The sequence below is a fragment of the Psychrobacter immobilis genome, from assembly GCF_904846065.1.
GTDB classification, from domain to species: Bacteria; Pseudomonadota; Gammaproteobacteria; order Pseudomonadales; family Moraxellaceae; genus Psychrobacter; species Psychrobacter immobilis_H.
Map to the genome: position 1 here is coordinate 512,054 of NZ_CAJGZV010000001.1, position 23,673 is coordinate 535,726.

Genomic DNA, 23,673 nt, shown 5'->3' on the forward strand with positions numbered 1-23,673 from the left:
CACTTGACCATATATCCGCCATTGTTTCATTATTAAACCCCGATTTCGGGGTTTTTTTATAACTGTTCATCCCTTATATTATAGAGACCTTATAGTTATTCCATTATAAAAGAGTCGCTGCATTAACCTCTCTTGAAGTATTGAATATATATTTGCTTCTGGTTACCTTGTGCTTCTTTTAAATGGAATCGACTATATAAAATAAAACTGCTTACAGAGGCCTATCGTTGCTCTGTATCATGATAAATTATCGTTATTCACTTTATACCAAACCCACAGAGTATGATTGGCGGTGTCAAACTTGTTTCGTCTACAATGCGTAGTACGGACACTCGTTTTCCTAGCTATTCTCATTTTTGTGAAAGGTATTAGATCGTTTGGATTTAGATTATGATGATCCGTTATGCTTCTTATTTTATCGCGGCACTGCTACCGCTACTGCTGTTTCGTTGGTTTGCACCAGCATCCATTGGTGAGATTGACTTTTGGTTACTCTGGCTATTGGCTATGGTATTGGTATCCTTGCCCGTCGTTTATGCGGAAATTGCCTTAGCCTATCGTAGTGTCGATGCGCCATTAGCAGGGATGCAAAAGCTTACTCGCGAAGCAGATGCCAGCCCAATATGGCGTAGTTTTGGTTGGCTCGCCGCGCTGGTCTCTATTCTGATTGCGGCGTTAGTGATCTCAGGCGCGAGCACAGGTATTTTGGCGGCATTGACGGAGCTTAATAGCGCTCCTGCTATACCAGATTTTGCGATCGCTGCTGGCCTGATGGTCATTGCTGTGTTACTCAGTTTATTGGGCGTTGCGCCATTACCGATTGGCCTGGGATTAATGGTGATAGGCTTGTTGCTCGGCGTGGCAAATGGCCTACCCAATATTGACTTTGCGATGACTGATATCAGCTTAAATGAATGGGCGCGTGCAGTCGCGTTAGCGTTGGTTAGTGTGGGTGCAGGCACAGGTTTATACTGGTTTGGTCAAAACTTGGTAACGAACCAAGTGGCAACAGCAGTAGACACGGATAATATCAATGCGCAAAAACCTGCTCGCAGCCGTGCGACGAGTGAGTATCGGGCAACCAAGTTGGTACTCCCGATTTGGATATTGCAATTGATCGTTGGGGTTGTGGCGTTATCTATTAGTGGCATGGCATTGCCACCGATTGGACAGCTATCGTATTGGATAGGGGTGTTATTTGTCGCCAGCTATTTGCTGCATTATAGTACCCAGCAATTAGCGCACAAGTTTGGATTGCTGGTCAGTTTGGTATTAACCTTTGTCTTGGCGCTTTTGTTAGTCGTTATCATACCAACTGTTTGGCTGGTCGGACTTTTAGTGATTATTAGCAGCATAGCGGTATTGTTGCTGTCTATCTTTGCGGGTTGGCAGATGAAAATTAGTCATCTGCGTAAGTCATTAAATTTTGGCAATGAAGCGTTTTATAACTTATGGCGAATAGCGATTCGTTTGATTGTGCCACTAGCACTGTTATTGGCATTGATAGGTTGGGTGATGCAGTGGTTGAGTTAACTGCTAATGGCGTTCAATCTGATAATAATTGTGCGCCGTCATCTGAGCAGACCATGCTAATGACTGTTTATTTGGCATACGCTGAAGATGCAAAATGTCAGCATTATTTAACCCTACAAGTTAATGATGAAACAAGTTTGTATGAGGCATTGAGGCAGGCAGGGTGGTTGGTGAAATTTCCAGCGTTAGCACGTTGGTGTGAGCAAGTGGCAGATATTACCACGCCAACGGCGAAGCGTTGGCATGTGGGTATCTATGCACAAAAACAGCCGCTCAGCTATCGCTTGCAGCCTTTTGATCGTATCGAAGTATATCGCAGCTTAAGCGCTGATCCCATGTCTCAGCGCAAAAATAAATCTCGAGTTTAAGCGATGTTGCGCCATCTATCATCAAAGCCAGTTGCCGTTCTTGATTATGAGGCAGGCAGGCTTTCGATACCTTCAATACGATTGACCAAACCATTATTATCAAAGTAGATAATTAAGTGCTGACTGGCATTTTTGACATCAGCAATACCCTTGCGGCTACCTTCTGTCCCTGCTTTGTAATCGTAAATATAATCCCAACGCTTAGGTTCTAAGGTGTCTCTAATAGCTGGGCTACCAAGGATATAAAGGACTTGGTTTTGATTCATACCCACTTGCAGTTTTTGCGCTTGTGCTTGAGTGATGGCAGTGCCTTGTGGCAAATCAATCTTATAAACACTCAATAATGAGCAGCCAGACACAGCGACAGTAGCGCTAAGCATACTGGTTATGACAATCTTGCGTAATACGCTTGTAGGGCTTAACGGACGAAAAGTTAATGTCTTTATCATGGTAAGATGACTCATAAGAAATGAATTAGGCGCAGCCAGAGGTTGTTAATGCGAGTCTGGCTGACAATCTTGGACAAATGATACGTCATTTACTTGCAATTTCCTACCACTTACGACATTATTTACCAAATGCTACCTGAGTCATTTTATTATTTATATTTTAAATTCATAGACTTGCGTTAGGATTATTATAGAGAATAACAGGCTTGGACATGAGGTCAAATCAGCCAGTCTGCTGTTATTAAAATGTTTCATATACTATAAAAAATAATCGTTAACGATTATTTATCTCATATTTTTGGTTCTTTATTTGCTAAGACTGTCACAGTCAGAAGGGATATTATGGCTTCTTTTACCAATCAAGATTTACGTAAAGCGGGATTAAAAGTCACGTTACCTCGCATCAAGATTTTAGAGCTACTAGAGAGTGCAGAGTTGCATCATATGAGTGCTGAGGAGGTTTATAAGGCACTGATAGAGCAAGGTGAGGATGTGGGTTTAGCGACTGTCTACCGAGTACTGACGCAATTTGAGCAAGCTGGTATCGTCGAGCGTCATAACTTCGAAAATAATTTATCGGTGTTTGAGATTACCCAAGAAGGGCATCATGACCATCTGGTTTGTGATGTTTGTGGCAAGATTATAGAGTTTCATAACGAAGTCATCGAAGAAGAGCAACTTAAAGTCGCAGAAAAGCACGGATTTAAGTTATCAGGTCATTCATTGGTGCTATACGGTATTTGTAATGACCAAGAGTGTCGGGATAGCATCAAGTAATTTTTTAATTGGTGAGCATGCTCTATATTTGATATCGTTTTTAGTACATTATCGCCATATATAAAATAAGAAAGCCCTCATAATAATATGAGGGCTTTCTTATAAGTTTTTATGGCAAAAACGAATAACAACGCTCAAAAGCCATGCTTAACTGATATCTAATGATAAGTTATCCGCACCTTCATCCAGATTGGCGGTGCCATTCTTACTGCTGAGTTTGATTTTTAGGCGCAAATCATTAGGAGAGTCAGCATGAAGAATCGCTTCTTTATAGGTGATTTCTCCTTGCTCATATAAGTCAAAAAGAGCCTGATCAAAGGTTTGCATACCGCTATCCCGCGATCGTGTCATGACATCTTTGATTTCATGAACCTCGCCTTTACGGATATAATCACTAATCAGCTGTGAGTTCAATAGAATTTCGATAGCCGCACGGCGTCCTTTACCATCAGGAGTGGGAATGAGCTGCTGCGCAATAATGGCTTGCAAGTTGAGCGACAAATCCATAAATAACTGATTGTGGCGACTGGTTTCAAAAAAGTGAATGATACGGTCAATCGCTTGGTTGGCGTTGTTGGCGTGCAACGTTGCAAACACTAGATGGCCTGTTTCTGCGTACTGAATAGCATAACTCATGACTTCACGGTTACGAATCTCACCGATTAAGATGACATCGGGTGCTTGGCGTAACGTGTTTTTTAGCCCTGCCTCAAATGAATGGGTATCGATACCAACTTCACGCTGGGTAATAATACAACCACGATGTTTGTGGACAAACTCGATAGGATCTTCGATGGTAATGATGTGACCATGCGAGTTTTGATTACGGTGTCCGATCATAGAAGCAAGAGTCGTTGATTTACCTGTACCTGTTGCACCCACTAGCAGAATGATACCGCGTTTTTTCATTGCCAGCTCTTTTAACGCGGGCGGCAAACGCAACTCTTCGACAGTCGGAATTTTATTCTCAATTTTCCGTAAAATCATCCCTGCCATATCACGCTGTATAAAGGCACTGACCCGAAAACGTGCTTGCTGTGCTTCATCAGCAATGGCAAATTGGCACTCGTTGGTCTCTTCAAACTCTTTTTGCTGGTTTGGTGTCATGACACCTTTGACCAATCGCATGGTTTGCTCAGCAGTTAAAGGCGTTTTACCGACAGGCAAAATTTTGCCATTCACTTTCATGGAAGGCGCTACATCAGCGGTAATAAAAAGGTCCGAGCCATTTTTATTGATCATTAACTGCAATAGTTTATCAATGTCCATATCGTACCTGCATTCGATGTAAATCGACTAAAAAAGTATTTGAAATCATGTTTTAAAAATCGCCAGTAGCAATAGAATTAAGGCATATCATGGCTTATGAATGCTTGTATTATTGACTCACACATCAATCAAGATAAGCCGGTGACGCACGATGAATAATATTACAAGAATGCCTCAGGCTGTTTGGCATAAGGACGGGCTACGTCTTTACTAATGGTGCCTTTTGCTACTAGGTTTTTGAGCGTTTGATCCAGCGTAATCATACCTTCACCTGCACCTGTTTGGATAGCAGAGTACATTTGAGCGATTTTATTCTCACGTATCAAGTTACGGATAGCAGGTGTGCCGAGCATGATTTCATGTGCTGCTACACGTCCGCCTGCTTGACGACGCAAAAGCGTTTGTGAAATAACGGCTTGTAGTGACTCTGATAGCATCGCCCGAATCATGTCTTTTTCTGCGGCGGGGAATACATCAATGACACGGTCAATGGTTTTAGCGGCAGAGCTGGTATGCAAAGTGCCGAATACCAAGTGACCAGTCTCTGCTGCTGTCAATGCCAAGCGAATGGTCTCAAGGTCACGTAGCTCACCGACCAAAATCACATCGGGATCCTCACGTAGCGCAGAGCGCAATGCAGGCTCGAAACCTAAGGTATCGCGGTGCACCTCACGTTGGTTAATCAGGCTTTTCTTGGAGTCGTGGACAAATTCGATCGGATCTTCAATGGTTAAAATATGCTCTTTACGGCTCTCATTAATATAGTCAATCATGGCAGCCAGCGTTGTGGACTTACCAGAACCTGTCGGACCCGTGACCAATACCACGCCACGTTTAAAGTCTGACACGCGCTTGAATACATCACCCATACCGAGGTCTTCCATTGTCAAAACTTTGGACGGAATGGTACGAAAGACAGCGCCTGCCCCACGGTTTTGATTGAATGCGTTTACCCGAAAACGTGCTAGATTGGGAATCTCAAAAGAGAAATCCGTCTCATAAAATTCTTCAAAGTCAGCGCGCTGCTTATCATTCATGATGTCATAAATAAGCTGATGCACAACCTGATGAGTCATCTCTGGCATATTAATACGGGTCATTTCACCATCAACACGTATCATTGCTGGCATACCGGCTGAAATATGTAAATCTGATGCTTTATGCTTAACCGTAAAGCGCAGCAAGTCTTCGATGCTTAAATTGTTTTTTTCAGCCATAATCGGATATTCCTATCAATCAATAAGGGTAGGACAAAAGAGCAAAAAAGGGGAGTGATTATCAATCGATCAACGATCTGATTAAAGTCGGTCACGTTAATAAAGGAGTAGCGATGGTCTTTACCATTACTATTATATTCAGTAGCATATGTTAAACCATGTAACAATATAATAACAAGACTACCGACAATTAACCATCTACTACACCAATAAAATGTAAAATTAGTCATTATGAGTATCGATTTATAGATCGATCCTTGTTGAGTTTATCTAGATTAGAAGACATTTATATAAAGTTTAACCCTAATTAATAAAAGTTCATTATAGAAGTGAGTAAAAATAGAAGTCATTAAAAGTGACTGATTAAAAAATGGATTAAATTATTCTCGTGAGTAATATATGAAAGAAATAGAAAATAACATTGATAGCCAAAATCTGATTGCGAGCTGGCAGCAAGTGAGTAAGCAAATGACTCAAGCGTGTGAGCATGCGGCACGACAAGCAGATAGTGTGACGTTGCTGGCAGTTTCCAAGACCAAACCAGCTGATATGATTGCTACTTTGGCTCAGCAAGGACAGCAGCACTTTGGTGAAAATTATTTGCAAGAAGCCATCGAAAAAATCGATATGCTAAAACGACAGCCAGAAACTAAAGGCATTATTTGGCATTATATTGGTAGTATCCAACGCAATAAGACCCGCGATATTGCTGAGCATTTCGATTGGGTACAAACGGTTGAGCGTGCCATTATTGCTCAGCGTTTAAACGACCAGCGCCCAGCTGAGCTGCCACCACTGAATGTATTGATTCAGTTGAATATCGATAACGAAGAAAGCAAATCAGGCTGCCTGCCAGCACAGCTACCTGATTTGATAACTGCTATCAAGGGGTATGACAGGTTACAGCTGCGTGGTTTGATGATTATTCCTGCTAAGGGAGGTACGGACGCTTTTACCCGTACCAAGCAGTTATTTGATGAGATTAAAGAGGCTCATGCAGAGCTAGATACTTGGGATACACTGAGCATGGGCATGAGCGGTGATATGACAGAGGCGATAGCCAGTGGTTCGACAATGGTGCGGGTTGGTAGCGCCATATTTGGCGCACGAGCTTAAATTTTTATTTATCAGGCAGTCTCATCCATTCTAGTCACCAGCATCTGAGTGATTTTGAGATTGTCCGTTGCGATAATCTCAAATCGATAATTGGCATACTCGATAGTATCGGTTTTCTTTGGAATCTTGCGTAGCATGTACATCATAAAGCCACTAATGGTTTCATAGTTCTGACTGCGTGGCAGATCAACGATATCTAAAGCGCGTACGACGTCTTCGATAGGAGTCATACCATCAATCAACCATGAGTTATCCGTACGCTGAACGATAGGCTGCTCCTCCAAGGTGACAAGCTCCCCCATGACGATACTCATCACATCTTTAAGAGTAATGACACCCACTACCAATCCATACTCATTCACGATGACGGCAAAGTCAGCGCCTGTCGATTTAAACATCTCTAATACTTCAAACAAGGACAAGGTATCAGGAACGAAGAGTGCAGGTTTTAGTAGGGCTTTGTCAGTTAAGCTGACCTCTTGCTGGTTAAGAACCAATGCCAAAAAGCTGCGCGACTCTACATAACCAATAATGTGCTCTAGATCGTCTTCCTGACAGACCAAAAACTTGTTATGTGGTTGTTCAATCATCACTTCAACGACTTTTTCAGTGCTGGTTTTGGTATCAAAATAAACAATATTCTCACGTGGATTCATCACCGACGTTACGGTGCGCTCTTGCATATCAAAGATATTTTCTATCAGATGATGTTCTTGTTTTTTGAGCACACCAGCTTCAGCACCAGCATCCATGACAGCATAAATATCTTCTGGCGTCATATCGTCTTGTCGTATGGTTGAAATACCCAGTAATTCAAAAATGACATTTGCTGCACCATCAAATATCCAAATCACGGGTTTGAATATAAAAATCAATAGCATCATTGGTCGTACGAGACGTACAGCGATAGCTTCAGTGTTCGACATCGCCAATCGTCTGGGCATTAAATCAGCGAGCAGAGAAAACAAGCTGGTGATCAGCACAAATGATATGACGGATGACACTGCTTCATTCTTCACCAAAAGCTCTAGATAAGGGCTAATAGCTGACTCACCTACCGCACCAGCCGAGATAGCGACGGCATTCAAAACCACTTGTACGACAGTAATAAAACTGCCAGGGTGCTCTTGCATTTTAAGGACGTCAAATGCGCGGACATCCCCTTCTTTTGCCATGATTTGCAGCTTAATTTTGCGACCAGCAGCGATGGCAATTTCGGCAGCGGATACAAAGGCACTGAGGGCAAGCAATAAAAGAAGAAAGATACTAGCGGTTAGCAAACTCATGACATACTCGGTAAAAAAATATAGGGATTAAAATAATTGAAGTTAAAGAAGAGGTTAGAAGTACAAAAAGAAAGTGTTGTTTATAACAGCTTGGCATTAAAAATCGGTTTATAGAAACTAAAAAAGCTGGGTAAGCACCCAGCTAATCATAAGAAACTTGATTTTTTATAAAAGTATTAAGTTAGCCATGTTGCTCGCGTTCTATATAATAAAAGTAGGGCAAGCAACAATGGTTAATTTAATTTAGCCTTTTACTGACCATTTATTCACTAATGGATAACGACGTTCACGTCCAAAGGCTTTATGGCTAATTTTGGTACCGATTGGCGCTTGTAAACGCTTATATTCGCTATTGTCTACCATCTGGATGACTTTTGCGACCAGTTCAGCGTCAAATCCTTTATTAATAATGTCTTGATAGCCCATGTCTTCATCGATGTATGACATTAAGATGCCATCTAATACATCATAGTCAGGCAAGCTGTCTTGGTCTTTTTGGTCTGGGCGTAACTCAGCAGATGGCGGGCGAGTGATTACGCGCTCAGGGATGACAGGAGTGTCTTCCAAACGGTTGCGATAACTGGCCAATTTATAAACCTGCGACTTATAAACATCTTTTAACACATCAAAGCCGCCTGCCATATCACCATATAATGTCGAATAGCCGACTGCTAACTCAGACTTATTACCAGTGGTGATGACCAAGTGCCCAAACTTATTGGACAGCGCCATCAGTACCACACCGCGCGCACGCGCTTGGATATTTTCTTCAGTGGTGTCTGCTGGCGATTTGTTAAATAGTGGGGCTAAGGTATGACGGATACCTTCAACTGCATCGAAAATAGGACAAACCGTATAAGAAACATTTAAGCGGCGAGCCTGTGCTTGAGCATCTTCTAGACTAATCTGAGAAGTATATTCATAAGGCATCATCACTGCATATACCTTGTCAGCACCCAAAGCATCAACAGCGATACATAGCGTTAAGGCAGAATCAATACCACCTGATAGCCCAAGGATAATACCAGTGAATCCTGAATGGTTGACATAATCACGCAGGCCAACGACCAGTGCTTGATACATCTCTGACTCACGGCTCAGTGTTAATGGCGCTTTAGTTTGACTATTAAACTTGGCAGTTTTGACGTCTAAAGTGGCAAGAAGTAACTGATTCATAAAACGTGGTGCTTCGTGGGCAACGCTACCATCAGCTTGCACCGCCATAGAACCACCGTCAAATACCAAGTCGTCTTGACCGCCAACGGCGTTGACATAGACGATAGGCAAATTATTCTCACGGCTACGCTTGGCCAGCATCGTTTTACGATTGTCTTGTTTTTCGATCTCAAAAGGTGAGGCGTTCAAGCTAATAATCAGATCAGCACCTTGCTTTTTGAGCTCGGCAATAGGGCCTTTTTCCCACAAGTCTTCACAGATGAGCAGACCGATTGTGATGCCTTTATAGTCAAATAAAACTTGGTTGCGACCTTTATCAAAATAACGACGCTCATCAAATACGCCATAATTTGGCAAGATTTGCTTATGATAAAAGCCTTTTTGATGACCATTATGCAAGATAGCAGCAGAGTTGAAAGTACCATGATGGTCGACATGTGGATAACCGACAATCATCACGATGTCATCGATATCACTTAAAGTAGACAAGGCGCTTTTGATGCGACCAGATAAACTTGGGCGTAGTAATAAATCTTGCGGTGGGTAACCTAATAAAGCAAGTTCTGGGAAAATAATGACATCCGCACCTTGCTCGCGAGCTTGCAATGCGAGTGCACGCATTTTTTCAGCATTGGCAGTGATATCACCAACCAAAAAATGCGACTGAGCCAATGCAAAAGTAACAGTTTCTTGGGTTTTATTGGTCTTACTGGCCTCAGTTGAGGGAGTTATATTGGGATTATCATTGTCTTTTGACATTGTTATTGTTCCTATCGATATATGGTTTAAAATTTGTTGGGTCATTGTTGATTTAAAATAAAATCAAAGTAAATCCGAAATTCACTCAAAATAGCACTCTGTCATATCGAATTCTAATAGTGAACCGAGATGATGAGCTTGCTTACGCACAGTGTCCAACGTTGTAACACCCCTCTACAGGTTTGATCTTATGATAGTCTATAGAAGGACGATAAAAGAGGGCTGTAGCGCATCGTCTGAAAAATGTTATATATGTAGAATGATCCAAATAAATAAGAACAAACGAATTTAATGCTATTAAAAAGCTTAAAATAATTGCTTTAGTATAGCATCAATTATCGTTGCAAATAGAACGCGCCAGTGAATTACCTTTCAATAGGTCAGTTTACAGTATGAATGTAAAATATCCTTTTAGTGCCTTGTTTTTACATGTTAAATCTATGTGTCAATTTCTATCTATTAATGTCATCATCTAGTAAGCTTACACAGAGAAAGTTGTAAGTAAAGATTACAACATATCGTTATATCATTGTCGTGTTTTGCGGCATAATAAGCCGTGATAATCGTTTGATATTTATCTTGCGTTAGTCAAAACTATCGTCCGTAAGTATGCTACGATTTGATGCTCTCAAAGCAGATTTACTGGCACTGATTGTTTACACCCCTCGCTAATGAATACCGCTAATGGACAGGGTCTTTTTATGGGCACCGTCTGTGAGTTGATATTCATCACACATTTATAAACTTGCCAGCAAGGTCGCGATAGATCTTCGCTGTCTGCTCTTGGTTTATACGCTATGATTGAAAATTGGACAAAAGAATTTATTATTCAGCGCTTATTGGCTATTACTCTGTTGGTGGTGCTGTTCGTACTGTGTTTTCAAGTGGTACAGTTTTTTATTGTACCCGCACTATGGGCGGCGATTTTAGCGTATGTGACCTTTCCTATTTATAACTTTTTTTATGAAAAAGTAAAGCTGAGTCCTAATTTTAGCGCTGCTATTATGACGGTGAGTATCTCCTTAATGATAGGTGTGCCACTGGTTATAGGTGTTTTTATTCTACAGCAAGAAGCCTTAAGCCTAATCAGTAACTTGATTTATCGTATAAAAGTGGGCTATTTAGATGTGCCTGATTCTATTAAAGATATGCCTATCATCGGTCAGCAAGTGAAAGATGTGCTGTGGAGAATCAATAAAAACCCAGAAGGGACGTTAGAGGCGTTTCGTATCTGGGTACAGTCACATTTATATTATGGCAAAGTAGCATTTGATGTGGTGTTTAGCGGTCTTGCCAAGTTAGGTATGGCGCTGATGACGTTGTTTTTCTTTTATCGTGATGGTACCAGTTTGGTGCGTCAAATTCGCCAAGCACTGCGTAATATCATTGGCAATCGCATTGATGGTTATATTGATTCTGTGGGTACGACCACGCGTGCGGTGGTTTATGGCATTGGTTTGACGGCATTGGCACAAGCACTGCTTGCAGGTGTGGGTTACTACTTCGCTGGTGCACCAAGTCCTATCTTACTCACTATCGTAACCTTTATTATCGCCCTGATTCCGTTTGGCACGCCATTTGTCTGGGGCAGTGTATCCATTTGGTTGTTAAGCCAAGGTCATACTGTAGAAGGGATTGGCTTGGCACTATGGGGCACTTTGGTTATCAGCTGGGTTGACAATCTCATCCGTCCTATTGTGATTAGTGGCGCGACCAAAATCCCTTTTATTATTATTTTTATTGGTGTATTAGGTGGTCTAACGGCTTTTGGCTTTGTTGGTTTGTTTATCGGTCCTGTGGTGCTAGCCATCGGATTGGCGGTATGGCGAGAATGGATATCGCAGCATAAAAATGAGATATTTGCTCCGCAGGATTTGGTGTTGTCTGACAACCAAACGTTGCCACCAGTCAATGAATCAGAGTAGAGGCACGTAGAGGCACATAGTCATGTTAAATAAGAATACTGCAAACGCTATGCAAAATAGAGCGAACTCTATTGACAGCATTACTATCGTGGCCGATAGCAATATCGCAAGCTTGGATGCGTTTTTTAATGCTTCGATGCTTGGGCAGGCGTCTGAGCAGACGGTCAATATAATCACCGTCGCCGGACGCGATATCAATGCGCAATTACTGGCAGACGTTGAGCCTGATGTGCTGTTGATACGCTCGGTGACGCCAGTAGGCGAGGCACTGCTAGCCAATAATAACAGCGTAAAATTTGTCGGTTCGGCGACTATCGGTACCGATCATGTCGATCAAGACTATTTAGCGGCGCGAAATATCACTTTCGCCAATGCGGCTGGATGTAGTAAACATTCTGTTGCGCAGTATGTCTTGACGGCGATTTTGACGTTGCGTCCGCACTATTGGCAGCAATCCACGAAGCCATTAATATTGGGCATCATCGGACTTGGTAATATTGGTAGTACGCTAGCTCAGTATGCCATTGATTTAGGCTGGCAAGTACTAGGCTATGATCCATTACTGCCTACATCGAATACGAATAATGCCAGCCTGGAGCAAGTGCTTAGCCAAAGCGATGTAGTGAGCTTACATGTGCCTTTAACCGATAAAAAAGATAGTAAAAACCCTAGTGGCAGTGATTATCCAACAAAGCATCTGATTGACGCAACTACGCTGGCAGTGATGCCTGCGCATACCTTGTTGATTAATAGTGCGCGCGGACCAGTCATTAATGCGCGTGATTTAGAAGCAGATATTGAGCGCACAGATCGCCAAGTAGTGCTTGATGTGTTTGAATTTGAACCAGAGATTTCTGAGAGTTTATTGTCCAAACTGGCTATCGCCACTCCTCATATCGCAGGTTATACGGTCGAAGGTAAGTTGCGTGGTACGCAAATCATCTATGATGCGCTCTGTGAAAAGTTAGCAGTCTTGCCTGTATTGTCGATGCATAGTTTGCTATCGCTCAATACTTATCTCTGGTCTGAGCTAAAAGCACATCCAGACAGATTACAGAAGTTTTACGATATCATGCACGATGATGCTGCACTAAGAAGCAAGCTGGCTGACGGTCAAGTAAAGGGTGCTGACTTTGATCAGTTGCGCCGAGATTATCACTTACGCCGCGAATGGCAGTGGTAAAAGTTAGGCAGCCTTCAACCCTAAAGTAGCATCTGAGAACTTATTCTTATCCTTTAATTGCAGTAAATAATAATGACCCAAGCAAGTAACTCTTCTTCAAAACCCAGCTATGCGCCGACCATGACATTGGCAATGGCTCAGCAGCGTGCGCAATTGATGATCACCGTTCGTCAGTTTTTCGCCACGCATCAAGTGCTTGAAGTGCAAACACCGCTCCTATCGCAGGCTGGTAATACCGATACTTTCTTACAATCAGTCGCCGCACAAGTGACTTACCAAGATAAACCTTGTACTTATTATCTGCATACTTCACCTGAGTTTGCTATGAAGCGTTTACTTGCCAGCTGGCAAGTGCCTATATATCAAATTTGCTCCGTATTTCGAGATAACGAAATAGGCGTACGCCATAATATCGAATTTACCATGCTTGAGTGGTATCAGCCGAATTATAGTCTGGATGATATGGCGGCTGAATTAGGTGAATTATTAGCGGCGCTTTATGGACATTCAGTGGTAATGAGTCATTACCGCTATGTTGATGCGTTTATGGATTTTGTCGGCATACATCCGCTAACAGCTAGCCTTGATGCCCTGCAAGCAGTAGCAGAAGATAAGAGTTTGACAGGTTTTGATTTTAATAGCGACTTGGCTAACACAGAAGATGGCGAAGCAGATATTCGTCAAAGCTGGCTGGATTTGCTGTTTAGTCATGCGGTCGAGCCAAACTTGGGTCACGACTTACCGACCTTGATTATAGAATATCCACCTGCCACGGCTGCACTGGCAAAAACAGCAGTTGATAAAGAGGGCAATACAGTCGCTAAACGTTTCGAGCTGTATATCAATGGCATTGAGATTGCTAATGCTTATGATGAGCTAGCAGATGGACAAGGGTTAAGAGAACGGTTTGAGCGAGACAATCAACTGCGTAAGCGTCATAACCTGCCACAAATGCCAATCGATGAGCATTTATTAGCAGCATCTGATGCTTTAATACCCTGTAGCGGTATCGCCGTTGGTATCGATAGATTACTCATGGTGATTACAGGTGCGAATAGCTTAGAAGATGTGATTTCTTTTCCAAGCGGTTTGGCCTAGTCGATCATTGGTAGACTTAATATAGTTGCCACTTATTTGACAAGCCTATTAGAAAAAAGCGAGTAACCCATCAGGCTTACTCGCTTTTTTCGTTTTAATCGCTGTAAAGTTGCTTCTTATAATTTTGCAATCGCTTCATCAATCGCAGTCTCACCGTTATGCATACTAAAGACTTTCTTGATGGTATTATTGGCATTTAAGACGGCTGCCAGAGTAGTCGCCACATCGGCAATTGAATTTTCACCAGCATTATTATCGTTGATAGTGATTGTACCAGTCGCTTCGCGCTCTTTTAGTGCCCCTGCTTGAACGATGGTGTAGTCAAGGCTACTGTTATTAATCAACCACTGATCCGCATAGTGTTTGCAGATATAGTATTCTTTTAGGTCAGCAATACCAGCATTGTCCCATTTGCTGGTGTCTAACGAAAAGACGGTACTGAGCATGATATAGCGTTTAATACCTTTATCTTCTACAGCTTGCATGGTCTTGACCGCCCCATGCAAATCTACTTCTAAGACGTCTTTGCCGCCAGACCCTGCAACGAAATAAACAGCGTCAATGTCTTGATCAATTTGCTTTTGTATAGCCTCTTTTTCGGCAGTGATATCTAAATCGAGTTGGCTATAATTGTCATCGGTAAACAGTTTTTCTTCTTGGCGTGTCGTGCCAACAACTTGATGGTTATCCGCTAATAGATTCTTGACCAAATCCGTTCCCACTCGACCACTTGCCCCAATTACTAAAATTTTCATTGTCATTCCTATTCTTATATACGTTATCGTTGTTGTAAAAACTGACTATAGCGTATCAAGAAAAAAAGGCACACTTCGTTATGAAGCGTGCCGATTGCATAGTGTTTGGTTATGGCGTGTATACGGTTTGCAAAGTGGATAAGATCAAAAAATCAAAGACAAAGCGTGTGAAAACTAGCGTACCAACTTGTTTAATCCATCAGCAAAAGCTTTTTTATCACGATCGCCATAAGGTTTTTGACCACTCATTTCTTGTAGCTCGAGCACGCCAGTACCGCGCATGGTATCCATGAAATCACGCATATTGAGTTTTTGCTTGATGTTATTTTTATCATAAACCATACCGCGTGTCGTCAAGACCATACCACCTTTGTCCAAAATGTCATTAGCCAAAGGAATGTCGCTAGTAATAGCCAGATCGCCTGGCTGTATTTGCTCAACGATATAATCGTCGGCTTTATCAAACCCTGATGGCACCACCGTCATGACCAGCAGTGGTGACTTACGCAGTTTGATCGCCTGATTGGCGACGAATATTGCCATGGTTTGTGTGCGTTCAGCGGTTTTGATAATCAAATCTTTGGCAATCAATGGCACTGAATCGGCATCTACCCAAATCTGCATTATTTCTTAACCTTTTCTGTTTTTGCCTTAGCGTCGATAGACTTAGTTGTTTGGCTGTCATCGATATGGACTTCTATACCCTCTAAAATATTGTCATTGTTATTGTCAGTAGTGGTTAGACTATCTGCCGCTTTTGGCTGGCTATCAATCGCAGATGGTTTTTTCTCAAGTCCCATTTTATTGGGTAGCGTAGCGACGAGCTTGGCCAAAGCAGGCTCTAAGTCGGCAACATCATTAGGCATCAAGGTAATATGCGCAATTTTGCGGTCATCGCGTTCTGCTTTATGGTAGCTATGATAGTGCGCACCATCGATATTTAGCACCGCGCTAATATCTGGATATTGCCCTAGGACATTGAGCATAATGGCTGGATGCACGTTGTCGGTGTCACCTAATGGCAGATTGACGACGGCACGAATGTGGTTTTCAAATTGGCTGGTGACAGCGCCTTCAATACTCCAATGTCCTGAATTATGCACACGCGGCGCAATTTCATTAGCGAGTAGCGTGTCATGACCACGCGCATCTTTGGTCACAAAGAGCTCAAGTGCCATCACACCAACATAGTCTAAGTGGTTCATGATCTTGGTGATGGCATCGGTTGCCTGTTTGAATAAATGACTGGTGCCAACGGCAGGCGCTTGGGTCTTGGCTAAAATACCATTATGATGATGGTTTTCGACCAAATCGTAGCAACGAACCTGACCATTTTGTGCGCGTGCGGCGATAATAGAAAGCTCGCGGCTAAAGTTAATGAAACCTTCTGCAATCAAAGGTGCAGGCGTTGGCGTTAGTGAGCCCTTACCCGTAACTGCATCTTTAAGATCTTGCCATGCCGCCTTGATATCACTGTCTTGTCTAATCACAAACTGACCTTTGCCATCATAACCACCACGGCTGGTTTTTAGGACAATAGGCAGTCCTAATTCATGACAGGCTTGCTGCAAATCCGCTTCAGAGTTGACAGCCATAAAGGGTACAGTGGCAATATCAAGCGAATTGAACATTTGCTTTTCTTTCAAGCGGTCTTGAGCGATATCAAGCGCAATCAATGGCGGAAACATGCCTTGTTTGCTACCTGATTTTGACAAATCAGTAAGCTGTTCGACTGTCGCCGTCGGTGTGTTTTCAAACTCTAAGGTGAAAACGTCTGCTGCGGCGATGAAGTCTGCTAACTGATCACTATGAAAGACGCGGCCGTATAGGCTAGCAGGGCATTCAGCGCTGTCTTCTAAAAACACACATTGGTAGCCCAGTGGCATCGCTGCTTCGGCAAGCATCATACCAAGCTGACCACCGCCTAAAATACCGATGGTACGAATGGTTTGGGTAACAGGGTAAGCGTTCGCTGTAGTCATGGCAGGCTCTTTGAGTTAAAAATGAATAATATTTTGGGTGTAATAAAAGGTAAAAAGTCATCTATTAAAATAGGAAAAGGTGCATTACATGCACCTTGTATTAAGTAAAACCCATCTAAAAATAAATATCAAGTAAATAGCAGCTATGTCTCAATAATGGGATTCAAGAACCGTTATCAAAGACAGGTAATTAGGTATTGATAATGCCTGGCGTTGGGCTAGCAAGGATAGTATCAGTTTGCGTTTGGCGCAGATTGTCCAGCTTAGCCGCAATGGTCTCATCATTCAATGCTAACACTTGAATCGCAAGCAGAGCAGCATTGTAAGCGCCTGCTGAGCCAATCGCTAATGTGCCAACTGCGACGCCTTTAGGCATCTGTACGATAGACAAGAGACTATCCCAACCGCTGAGCATGGAAGACTTTACAGGAACACCAAACACAGGTAACGGCGTTTGACTGGCACACATGCCAGGCAGATGAGCAGCACCGCCAGCGCCAGCGATGATAACTTGTAGACCGTTATCTTTTGCGCTTTTTGCATAGTCAAACAATCTATCAGGGGTGCGGTGTGCTGACACCACTTCACAATCAAAGGCGATATCAAAGTCTGCGAGTAATTGCGCTGCCGCACTCATGGTTGCCCAATCAGATTGTGATCCCATAATAATGCCAACTTTTGGCTGACCAGCAGGGGAGGCGATAGGGCTGTTTTGATCCATCGTGTTAACAGTAGCTGTTGTGGTGCTCATGCTTTGATATCCTCAAAAAGACCATCATACAAAAGTTTTGTTGCTCTCGTAAAGCCAAGTTTGATTTTTAATAAAAAAGCGGGGGCAATAGTACCAATTTTATGGATTGGGGTTTACCGTTTTATCATGGCGATATTGGACAAAGTTACTGGCTTTTAGTGGCAATGGTTGCTCAGTATTGAGCTGATAACAAGTCAGATATCCGCTGTCTACCGCCGCTGAATAATCAGTACAGGCAACTTGTGAACTCAGTGGCTCAGGCGTGCCAGTTAGCCAATAATGACCGACAAATACTGCTTTATTCGTTTTCAGGGCGAAATCAATATTTTCAGCCAACACCTCTTTTGGAATCTGCGCCAATGCTGATGCAGGCGCACGCGCCACCTCATAAAGACGGCGCTTATTCAGCCCGTCAAGCCACCAGCATACTCGAACGCGCTTGCGCTCAGTGCCTTCTTTATCGACCATGATCATGCCGTCGGGTAATGCTGTTTCTACACCTTTTAATACCCGCTCTAGCGCGTCAAATGGCGCCGTGTTTTCTTTGGCAGTGGCGACTAGCCCGTGCGGCGTTAAACAGTTATCGTTAGTCAATAATGGCTGCAATACTGCCATACTATCGACATCCCAGCAGGCATGAACAAAACAAGCGTCGTCTGTTTCAATCCATAAAGGCAGCTCATATAACCGATTAAGCCAATATTGATGACGCTCTGAGCCAAAAGCTATTTCGGCTAAAAATGCCGCATGTTGGCGTGTATGTATGTCATTGTGCGAGCGCAGATATTGGCTGGAATTATCAGGGTCAAGTGTGGCAAAGGCGAGGGCATTATATTCATGATTACCCATTATCGCATCTGCCACGTTAGCATCTAACATGGCAAAAACAATCTCTAAGGTAGCCAATTGCTGTGGTCCTCGGTCAATCAAGTCACCGATAAATAACGCCTGATGCCCTACTGGCGGTACAAAGTACGTGCCATTATGAACGTAACCTAGCTGCTCTAATAAGCCAATTAACTTGTCTGCGTAGCCGTGAATATCACCGATAACATCTATCATCATAATAATTATCAAATTCTTAAATAGTTTGTTAAGTATAAGTTTGTGCAAAACATAACGCGACGTTAATCATTGCTTAGTTACTTAAATTGCCATCATAAACCAAGTGCTCATTTCACTTTTTATCACTGAGTTTTATTTCAGTTTTTACCACTAAACTTCATTACTGAACTTATTACTAAATTTAAAGCCCAGGCGATAATAGCGCATTGATAAAATGCGGTAGGACTTGCGGTTCTAAAATAATCGTGGCAATAACCCCAAACGCGCCGCCCCACATATGCGCCATATGATTGATATTAGAGCCGCCCCGTTTGTCTGCATAGATACTATAAGCAATATAAGCGACGGCGAATAGGATCGCAGGTATAGGAATAATCGCGAATAGGTAGATTTTTTCCCACGGTGCCAGCAAAATAAAAGCAAACAACACGGCTGATACACCGCCTGACGCGCCAAGGCTTAAATAGCTCGCATTGTTTTTATTCTTAAGGTAGCTTGGAATCATCGCAATGATAATGGCCAAGACGTAAAAGACCACAAAACCATAGCCAAATAAGAACGGCTGATACAGCCCTTCAATAGCACGACCGAAAAAGTATAAAGTAAACATATTAAAGAGCAGGTGCATGCTATCGGCATGAATAAAGCCATGCGTGACAAAACGGTCCCACTGCCCATTATTTACCGCTGGCGGATAAAAAATAAGTCGATTAAATACTGTCTTGTTTTGCCATGCCACTAAGCTGACAATAACCGTGATAATAATAATAAGGGTCGTATGATTGAACAAAGGGAAATCCTTAGGCTGCGCCTGATATGTGACAATGTGATGAATAACAATGTTCAAAGCCTACGCATTATGGCTGAGTGCAAACTAAATAGGACTGACAAGCAATTATTAAGCATGAGCTATTTATAATAAAGTAATACTAACAGTAGTTATGACAATGCAAAAACTTATTATGTGACAAAATAGTGCATTTATATGCTTTTATAGTGAATAATATAGCAGGCTGTCAGGCAAATTAAGTAATGCTTCGTATCTTGACGGTAATGGCGGGTTAAATGAGAGCGGTATCCAAGAATACAGACGCTAACGACAAGTAAAATAAACGTTTCATGCGTTGGTAAATTTAAAATAAAGGCCGAAAGAGGCAGTAATCTATGAGTATTATCGACCAATTAGAAAAGACCGTAACGCCAGCTGTCATAGGTGAGCGCAACAGTCATGATAGTGTGGCTTACAGCAGCTTGCTAGAGCAGTTTTATGCCATCTTGGCATCACGTCTCGCCTTGCCGCAAGTGTATTCACAATTTATCCGCGCCGAGCAAGGGATGGTTGATAGAGTCACAGAAAGTCCACTGTTCGAGCAACTGTGGCAAGATAAAAGCATACAACAGCTTATGATCCGAGAGCTGTCTGCTACCCATCATATTGATGAGTTTGCTACGTTACAGCTGCTTATCAATGCCGCGCCACTGGCTTATCGTGAGCTGACAGTATTGGCAAACGGCCAGTTTTTACCAGCGTTTTTGCAGGGAGAGCAGGCGGCACTGCGTCAGTATTTACCGATGTGGTCAGCACCTATTATTACTGCTCCTCAAAACGTAAATAGCGCATCAGAATCACACCCACACATCGCCGTGGATATTGATAGCGTACCAGTGCGTGACACCTCCTTGGATGGACGGAAAAATTCTCATATAGATACCAGTACGATCGCCGCAGCGACAGCCGCTTATAAGCAAAATGCTGATACAGCAGATAAAAAAGATATTGGAAATACTGATGTAGAAAGTATGAGGATAGGTGATACCGATGGTCATTTTAGCGCTCATACTGGCGCCATTCATGCCAATCCATCCACGCATCATTTGGCAGAAAATAGCAGTATGAAGCAAGAAAAAGTGCGTACTCGCAATCAACGTAATGATTTAGTGGTACGGGTGGGTTTGTTAATAGTAGCCATTGCCGCGATAGGGCTTGCTGCTTGGGCAATATTAATCAGACCGAACAACGCGCCGCCTGTAGAAGCCGCTGCGACAATGCCTGTTGTGGTAGCACCAACGCTTGCACCAGTAGCGCAGGTCATGACTCCCATTGAGCTCATCGTTGGCGTAGATAACAGCGGTAGTCTGTATGCCTGTAGCGCTACCATTGGCGATGCAGCGCTGCAAAGCACCTTGCAACAAGCGCTCAATACCAGCTTTGGTGAGCAAGCGAGTATTTGCGAATTAACAGTACAGGCTGGAATTGCTAGTAGTATTGCCAATTTACCAGAGGAAGTACTGCCCAATGTCTTGACGATGATTAGGTCTACGCCATTTGCACGCCTACATTTGCAGAATGATCGTCTTATGTTAGAAGCGCCAGATAGTATGCTCTTGCAACGACTGGTTACGGATATGCGTACTTTGATACCTGCCATGGTCATCGATAGTACTGCACCACTACCATTGCCTGAAAATAACGATGCCAATGCAATGAATAATACGAATAACCAGTTTGAGAATGAGGGAGCTGCCAACAATCAGTATGCTAATGACTATAACAACGGTGGGTCTGGAGAGTTTCAAGCAGCAGATGATGATACAGGCGATCGTATCGTACCTAATCCTGCACCCAACAATTATAGTAACAATGCCAACAATATTCCCAGTAACATTCCTAACAATACCCCTAACAATGCACCGATGAATAACAGACCGTCAGGTTCTATTTCAGAATCGGAGGTAGATGATATGGCAAGCACACTCATCATCGCTGAACCTGCACAAGTAAGGAATAAATGATTGGATAATAGAGGTGTTTAACGATTGTTTAATCACCTATCCATTGAAACAAGTTATCAAGTAAAGATGGCGGTATAAGTTGCTTATACCGCCATTTTTTCTGTAGATACCCAGTTAGAAGTATCTAAAAAACCATAAAGTATCTGAAAAAAGGATGTATTTTCTCCATTTATACATAAGTTTTACTGATTCTTTTATGGCTTCTCACTGGGTTAATGGTTGGTTATTTGCCATGTTTTTGGTTACGTGTGACACTTGAAATATTACCTAACGTATCATTTGTACAACAACCTGTTGATTGTTAACACTGACTTAATACTTTTATAATGATGAAAATTGAAAAGGGTCAAGATGGTTTTAGCTGTCATGGTTCTTATTTCAAATCATTATTTTATCTGGCATTTTTTGAATATTTAAATTATATAAATCGATACTTATGTAGGTATTAATAGGAGAATTGTATTATGGATATTATCAGTCATTTGACGCGTACAGTCAGCCCAGCCGTGCTGGAAGATGATCATAGTCCCGCTAAAAAGGGGCTACTGGAGCAGTTCTACGCTATTTTTGCGGCCCGCTTAGCGGATAACGATACTTATAATCGTTTTGCAAATGAGAATATCACTCGTGACGACCAAGGTTTTTATGACCGTGTATGGAGCGATGATTCGCAACGTGATCAAATCGCTCGTGAGCTGGCAGGCAAGCATAATGTTGATGCAACGTCTTCGCGTGGACTGATAGCGATGGCAGCGCCACTGGCTTTTCACGAAATCAAAAGCTTGGCAGGTACCACACCAGTGCCGCAGTTTTTAAATGATAATCTCGACAGTTATCAGCGTTATATTCCTGCCTGGGCAAGCGCCGTTCTGCCAGTCGGTATGTTGGCAGCGACGCCTGCTGCTGGCGCGCGTATCTCTGATACGGTGAGCACCGCTCCATTGCAACGCGAAGAAGAGCAGCAAGGCAGCTTTATGAAAGCATTGCTCCCCATTATTGGTTTGATTATTTTAGGCGCATTGGCTTGGGCTTTACTTCGTGGTTGCCAAGAGAACCCTGAGCCTGTCGCTACACCGGTGGCTACTGCCCAACAAGCAGTGCAGGGAGAGGGTCAGTTGGCAGTGGCAGGTGATATCGAGCCTGCATCATTGCGCATTGCGACTGGTGAAAATAGTGAACTGTATGCTTGCCGTATGAATGTGGGCGACGAGACCTTGCAGACCAATGTAATGAATGCGTTAACCAGTGCATTTGGTGAAGAAGCCAATAAATGCCGTTCTGATGTCGATGATAATTTTGCAGTAGATATGCCAGCAGCGGCTCAGCTAGCTACTATCTTGCCTATCGTCAAAAATGTACCAAATGCGAGCATGATCATCAAAGGCGATGTTATCACTGTCAATGCGCCTGATGCAGCGGCATTAGATAAGCTAGTGGCTGACTTACAAGCGGCTGTTCCTGCGATGACCATACAAGCCGAAGGACCGTTAGATTTGCAGGGTGAGATTGATAATAGTTTGGCAGCTGCGGATGTTGCTATGACCAATCTTGGTAAAAACCCAGATCCACGTGATGTGGCTCGTGCATTGAGTATTCAGGTGATCAACTTTGAAGTGGATGAAGCGGTCATTCCTGATGTCAATAAAGAGCTGCTTGACCGCGCTGCTAAGATTATCAACGAAGTACCGAATATGAAGCTGACGATTATCGGTCATACTGACAGTCAGGCATCAGATTCTTACAATGTAGAATTGTCTCGTGATCGCGCTGAGGCAGTGAAAGAGTATTTGGTATCTCAAGGTGTTGATGCCAGTAAACTGATGACGAAAGGCATGGGTGAATCAGAGCCTATCGCTGATAACTCAACGGAGCAGGGTCGCTTCCGTAATCGCCGTATTGAATTTATAGTCAATGACGAGATGGCCAGTGCAAACGATGGTATGATTATTAGTAATGATGCGCTTGACCCAGACTTAAACCCTCTAGATAGCAATAACGATGACTTATTGCCTGATGGTGATGATGCCACTCAAGGTACGGCAGTCGATCCAGCCAATTAATGCACAAAGGATTGATTGAGTTATTACTAATTTAAAAAACCGCATCTTATAAAAGGTGCGGTTTTTCATTTTGTTAAGGCTGTTGTTTATAGGTGGCTAATGATAAGTATC

At 42.7% G+C, this 23,673-nt stretch carries 20 protein-coding genes; 9 read left to right on the top strand and 11 right to left on the bottom strand.

Features of this window, described 5'->3' with window-relative positions; all coding sequences use genetic code 11:
- The first annotated feature begins 390 nt into the window (after window positions 1-390).
- Both JMW64_RS02210 and JMW64_RS02215 read left to right on the top strand, forming a co-directional pair.
- Complete coding sequence (locus JMW64_RS02210; protein ID WP_201552680.1) at window positions 391-1,533, top strand: hypothetical protein; 1,143 nt, start codon at window positions 391-393, stop codon at window positions 1,531-1,533.
- The gene (locus JMW64_RS02215) at window positions 1,521-1,901 is read left to right on the top strand and encodes an RnfH family protein (RefSeq protein WP_227675949.1); all 381 of its coding nucleotides are present in this window, start codon (window positions 1,521-1,523) and stop codon (window positions 1,899-1,901) included. The genes JMW64_RS02210 and JMW64_RS02215 overlap by 13 nt, the downstream gene beginning before the upstream one ends.
- A 44-nt stretch (window positions 1,902-1,945) precedes the next feature.
- Here JMW64_RS02215 and JMW64_RS02220 read toward each other — a convergent pair whose 3' ends face one another.
- Window positions 1,946-2,365 carry an outer membrane protein assembly factor BamE gene (locus JMW64_RS02220; RefSeq protein WP_201552682.1) on the bottom strand — a complete coding sequence of 140 codons (420 nt, stop codon included), beginning with the start codon at window positions 2,363-2,365 and terminating at the stop codon, window positions 1,946-1,948.
- A gap of 327 nt (window positions 2,366-2,692) precedes the next feature.
- Here JMW64_RS02220 and fur point away from each other — a divergent pair, with 327 nt between their 5' ends.
- Window positions 2,693-3,127 carry a ferric iron uptake transcriptional regulator gene (fur, locus tag JMW64_RS02225; RefSeq protein ID WP_045443492.1) on the top strand — a complete coding sequence of 145 codons (435 nt, stop codon included), beginning with the start codon at window positions 2,693-2,695 and terminating at the stop codon, window positions 3,125-3,127.
- A 147-nt stretch (window positions 3,128-3,274) separates the two neighbouring features.
- Here fur and JMW64_RS02230 read toward each other — a convergent pair whose 3' ends face one another.
- Window positions 3,275-4,396, bottom strand: coding sequence for a PilT/PilU family type 4a pilus ATPase (locus JMW64_RS02230; RefSeq protein WP_055123483.1), 1,122 nt, complete (start codon window positions 4,394-4,396; stop codon window positions 3,275-3,277).
- A 161-nt stretch (window positions 4,397-4,557) separates the two neighbouring features.
- Window positions 4,558-5,613 (bottom strand): type IV pilus twitching motility protein PilT, encoded by a 1,056-nt coding sequence (locus tag JMW64_RS02235; RefSeq protein ID WP_045443495.1) that lies wholly within the window; start codon window positions 5,611-5,613, stop codon window positions 4,558-4,560.
- Between the two features lie 399 nt (window positions 5,614-6,012).
- Here JMW64_RS02235 and JMW64_RS02240 point away from each other — a divergent pair, with 399 nt between their 5' ends.
- Window positions 6,013-6,729, top strand: coding sequence for a YggS family pyridoxal phosphate-dependent enzyme (locus tag JMW64_RS02240; RefSeq protein WP_201552684.1), 717 nt, complete (start codon window positions 6,013-6,015; stop codon window positions 6,727-6,729).
- 11 nt (window positions 6,730-6,740) lie between these two features.
- Here JMW64_RS02240 and JMW64_RS02245 read toward each other — a convergent pair whose 3' ends face one another.
- Both JMW64_RS02245 and JMW64_RS02250 read right to left on the bottom strand, forming a co-directional pair.
- Entirely contained in the window at window positions 6,741-8,015 is a 1,275-nt protein-coding gene (locus JMW64_RS02245; protein WP_060490365.1) for a hemolysin family protein, read from the bottom strand.
- A 243-nt stretch (window positions 8,016-8,258) separates the two neighbouring features.
- Complete coding sequence (locus JMW64_RS02250; protein WP_045455343.1) at window positions 8,259-9,950, bottom strand: NAD+ synthase; 1,692 nt, start codon at window positions 9,948-9,950, stop codon at window positions 8,259-8,261.
- Between the two features lie 797 nt (window positions 9,951-10,747).
- Between JMW64_RS02250 and JMW64_RS02255 the strand changes: the two genes are divergently transcribed.
- The 3 genes from JMW64_RS02255 to epmA all read left to right on the top strand — a co-directional run bounded on the left by JMW64_RS02255 (window position 10,748) and on the right by epmA (window position 14,156).
- Complete coding sequence (locus tag JMW64_RS02255) at window positions 10,748-11,875, top strand: AI-2E family transporter (protein ID WP_201552686.1); 1,128 nt, start codon at window positions 10,748-10,750, stop codon at window positions 11,873-11,875.
- A 70-nt stretch (window positions 11,876-11,945) separates the two neighbouring features.
- A complete protein-coding gene (locus tag JMW64_RS02260; RefSeq protein ID WP_201554998.1) occupies window positions 11,946-13,058 on the top strand; it encodes a 4-phosphoerythronate dehydrogenase in 1,113 nt (370 codons plus the stop codon).
- A gap of 72 nt (window positions 13,059-13,130) precedes the next feature.
- On the top strand, window positions 13,131-14,156 hold the full coding sequence (epmA, locus tag JMW64_RS02265; protein ID WP_201552688.1) for an EF-P lysine aminoacylase EpmA: 1,026 nt from the start codon (window positions 13,131-13,133) through the stop codon (window positions 14,154-14,156).
- 116 nt (window positions 14,157-14,272) lie between these two features.
- On the opposite strand, the gene JMW64_RS02270 is transcribed toward epmA, so the two are convergent.
- From JMW64_RS02270 to JMW64_RS02295, 6 genes are all read right to left on the bottom strand, one after another.
- Window positions 14,273-14,911 (bottom strand): NAD(P)H-binding protein, encoded by a 639-nt coding sequence (locus JMW64_RS02270; protein WP_201552690.1) that lies wholly within the window; start codon window positions 14,909-14,911, stop codon window positions 14,273-14,275.
- A gap of 174 nt (window positions 14,912-15,085) precedes the next feature.
- Window positions 15,086-15,535: a YaiI/YqxD family protein gene (locus tag JMW64_RS02275; protein WP_201552692.1), complete on the bottom strand. Its 450-nt coding sequence runs from the start codon at window positions 15,533-15,535 to the stop codon at window positions 15,086-15,088.
- Window positions 15,535-16,893: a 5-(carboxyamino)imidazole ribonucleotide synthase gene (locus JMW64_RS02280; RefSeq protein ID WP_201552694.1), complete on the bottom strand. Its 1,359-nt coding sequence runs from the start codon at window positions 16,891-16,893 to the stop codon at window positions 15,535-15,537. Before JMW64_RS02280 ends, JMW64_RS02275 begins: the two co-directional genes overlap by 1 nt.
- A 190-nt stretch (window positions 16,894-17,083) precedes the next feature.
- Window positions 17,084-17,644, bottom strand: coding sequence for a 5-(carboxyamino)imidazole ribonucleotide mutase (purE, locus tag JMW64_RS02285; protein ID WP_198329602.1), 561 nt, complete (start codon window positions 17,642-17,644; stop codon window positions 17,084-17,086).
- A 99-nt stretch (window positions 17,645-17,743) separates the two neighbouring features.
- Window positions 17,744-18,709 (bottom strand): metallophosphoesterase, encoded by a 966-nt coding sequence (locus tag JMW64_RS02290; RefSeq protein WP_201552696.1) that lies wholly within the window; start codon window positions 18,707-18,709, stop codon window positions 17,744-17,746.
- Between the two features lie 181 nt (window positions 18,710-18,890).
- Window positions 18,891-19,499 carry a rhomboid family intramembrane serine protease gene (locus JMW64_RS02295; RefSeq protein ID WP_198329603.1) on the bottom strand — a complete coding sequence of 203 codons (609 nt, stop codon included), beginning with the start codon at window positions 19,497-19,499 and terminating at the stop codon, window positions 18,891-18,893.
- A 374-nt stretch (window positions 19,500-19,873) separates the two neighbouring features.
- Here JMW64_RS02295 and JMW64_RS02300 point away from each other — a divergent pair, with 374 nt between their 5' ends.
- A complete protein-coding gene (locus tag JMW64_RS02300) occupies window positions 19,874-21,502 on the top strand; it encodes a hypothetical protein (protein ID WP_201552698.1) in 1,629 nt (542 codons plus the stop codon).
- Between the two features lie 464 nt (window positions 21,503-21,966).
- The gene (locus JMW64_RS02305; protein ID WP_201552700.1) at window positions 21,967-23,562 is read left to right on the top strand and encodes an OmpA family protein; all 1,596 of its coding nucleotides are present in this window, start codon (window positions 21,967-21,969) and stop codon (window positions 23,560-23,562) included.
- Window positions 23,563-23,673: the final 111 nt, after the last annotated feature.

What these genes read in the sequence shown, in the direction of transcription:
- JMW64_RS02220 (WP_201552682.1), bottom strand. Translation starts at nt 2,365, where the DNA reads ATGAGTCATCTTACCATGATAAAGACATTAACTTTTCGTCCGTTAAGC.
- JMW64_RS02275 (WP_201552692.1), bottom strand. Translation starts at nt 15,535, where the DNA reads ATGCAGATTTGGGTAGATGCCGATTCAGTGCCATTGATTGCCAAAGAT.
- JMW64_RS02210 (WP_201552680.1), top strand. Translation starts at nt 391, where the DNA reads ATGATGATCCGTTATGCTTCTTATTTTATCGCGGCACTGCTACCGCTA.
- JMW64_RS02230 (WP_055123483.1), bottom strand. Translation starts at nt 4,396, where the DNA reads ATGGACATTGATAAACTATTGCAGTTAATGATCAATAAAAATGGCTCG.
- JMW64_RS02290 (WP_201552696.1), bottom strand. Translation starts at nt 18,709, where the DNA reads ATGATGATAGATGTTATCGGTGATATTCACGGCTACGCAGACAAGTTA.
- JMW64_RS02305 (WP_201552700.1), top strand. Translation starts at nt 21,967, where the DNA reads ATGGATATTATCAGTCATTTGACGCGTACAGTCAGCCCAGCCGTGCTG.
- fur (WP_045443492.1), top strand. Translation starts at nt 2,693, where the DNA reads ATGGCTTCTTTTACCAATCAAGATTTACGTAAAGCGGGATTAAAAGTC.
- JMW64_RS02270 (WP_201552690.1), bottom strand. Translation starts at nt 14,911, where the DNA reads ATGAAAATTTTAGTAATTGGGGCAAGTGGTCGAGTGGGAACGGATTTG.
- JMW64_RS02300 (WP_201552698.1), top strand. Translation starts at nt 19,874, where the DNA reads ATGAGTATTATCGACCAATTAGAAAAGACCGTAACGCCAGCTGTCATA.
- JMW64_RS02255 (WP_201552686.1), top strand. Translation starts at nt 10,748, where the DNA reads ATGATTGAAAATTGGACAAAAGAATTTATTATTCAGCGCTTATTGGCT.
- JMW64_RS02240 (WP_201552684.1), top strand. Translation starts at nt 6,013, where the DNA reads ATGAAAGAAATAGAAAATAACATTGATAGCCAAAATCTGATTGCGAGC.
- purE (WP_198329602.1), bottom strand. Translation starts at nt 17,644, where the DNA reads ATGAGCACCACAACAGCTACTGTTAACACGATGGATCAAAACAGCCCT.
- JMW64_RS02280 (WP_201552694.1), bottom strand. Translation starts at nt 16,893, where the DNA reads ATGACTACAGCGAACGCTTACCCTGTTACCCAAACCATTCGTACCATC.
- JMW64_RS02235 (WP_045443495.1), bottom strand. Translation starts at nt 5,613, where the DNA reads ATGGCTGAAAAAAACAATTTAAGCATCGAAGACTTGCTGCGCTTTACG.
- JMW64_RS02245 (WP_060490365.1), bottom strand. Translation starts at nt 8,015, where the DNA reads ATGAGTTTGCTAACCGCTAGTATCTTTCTTCTTTTATTGCTTGCCCTC.
- JMW64_RS02250 (WP_045455343.1), bottom strand. Translation starts at nt 9,950, where the DNA reads ATGTCAAAAGACAATGATAATCCCAATATAACTCCCTCAACTGAGGCC.
- epmA (WP_201552688.1), top strand. Translation starts at nt 13,131, where the DNA reads ATGACCCAAGCAAGTAACTCTTCTTCAAAACCCAGCTATGCGCCGACC.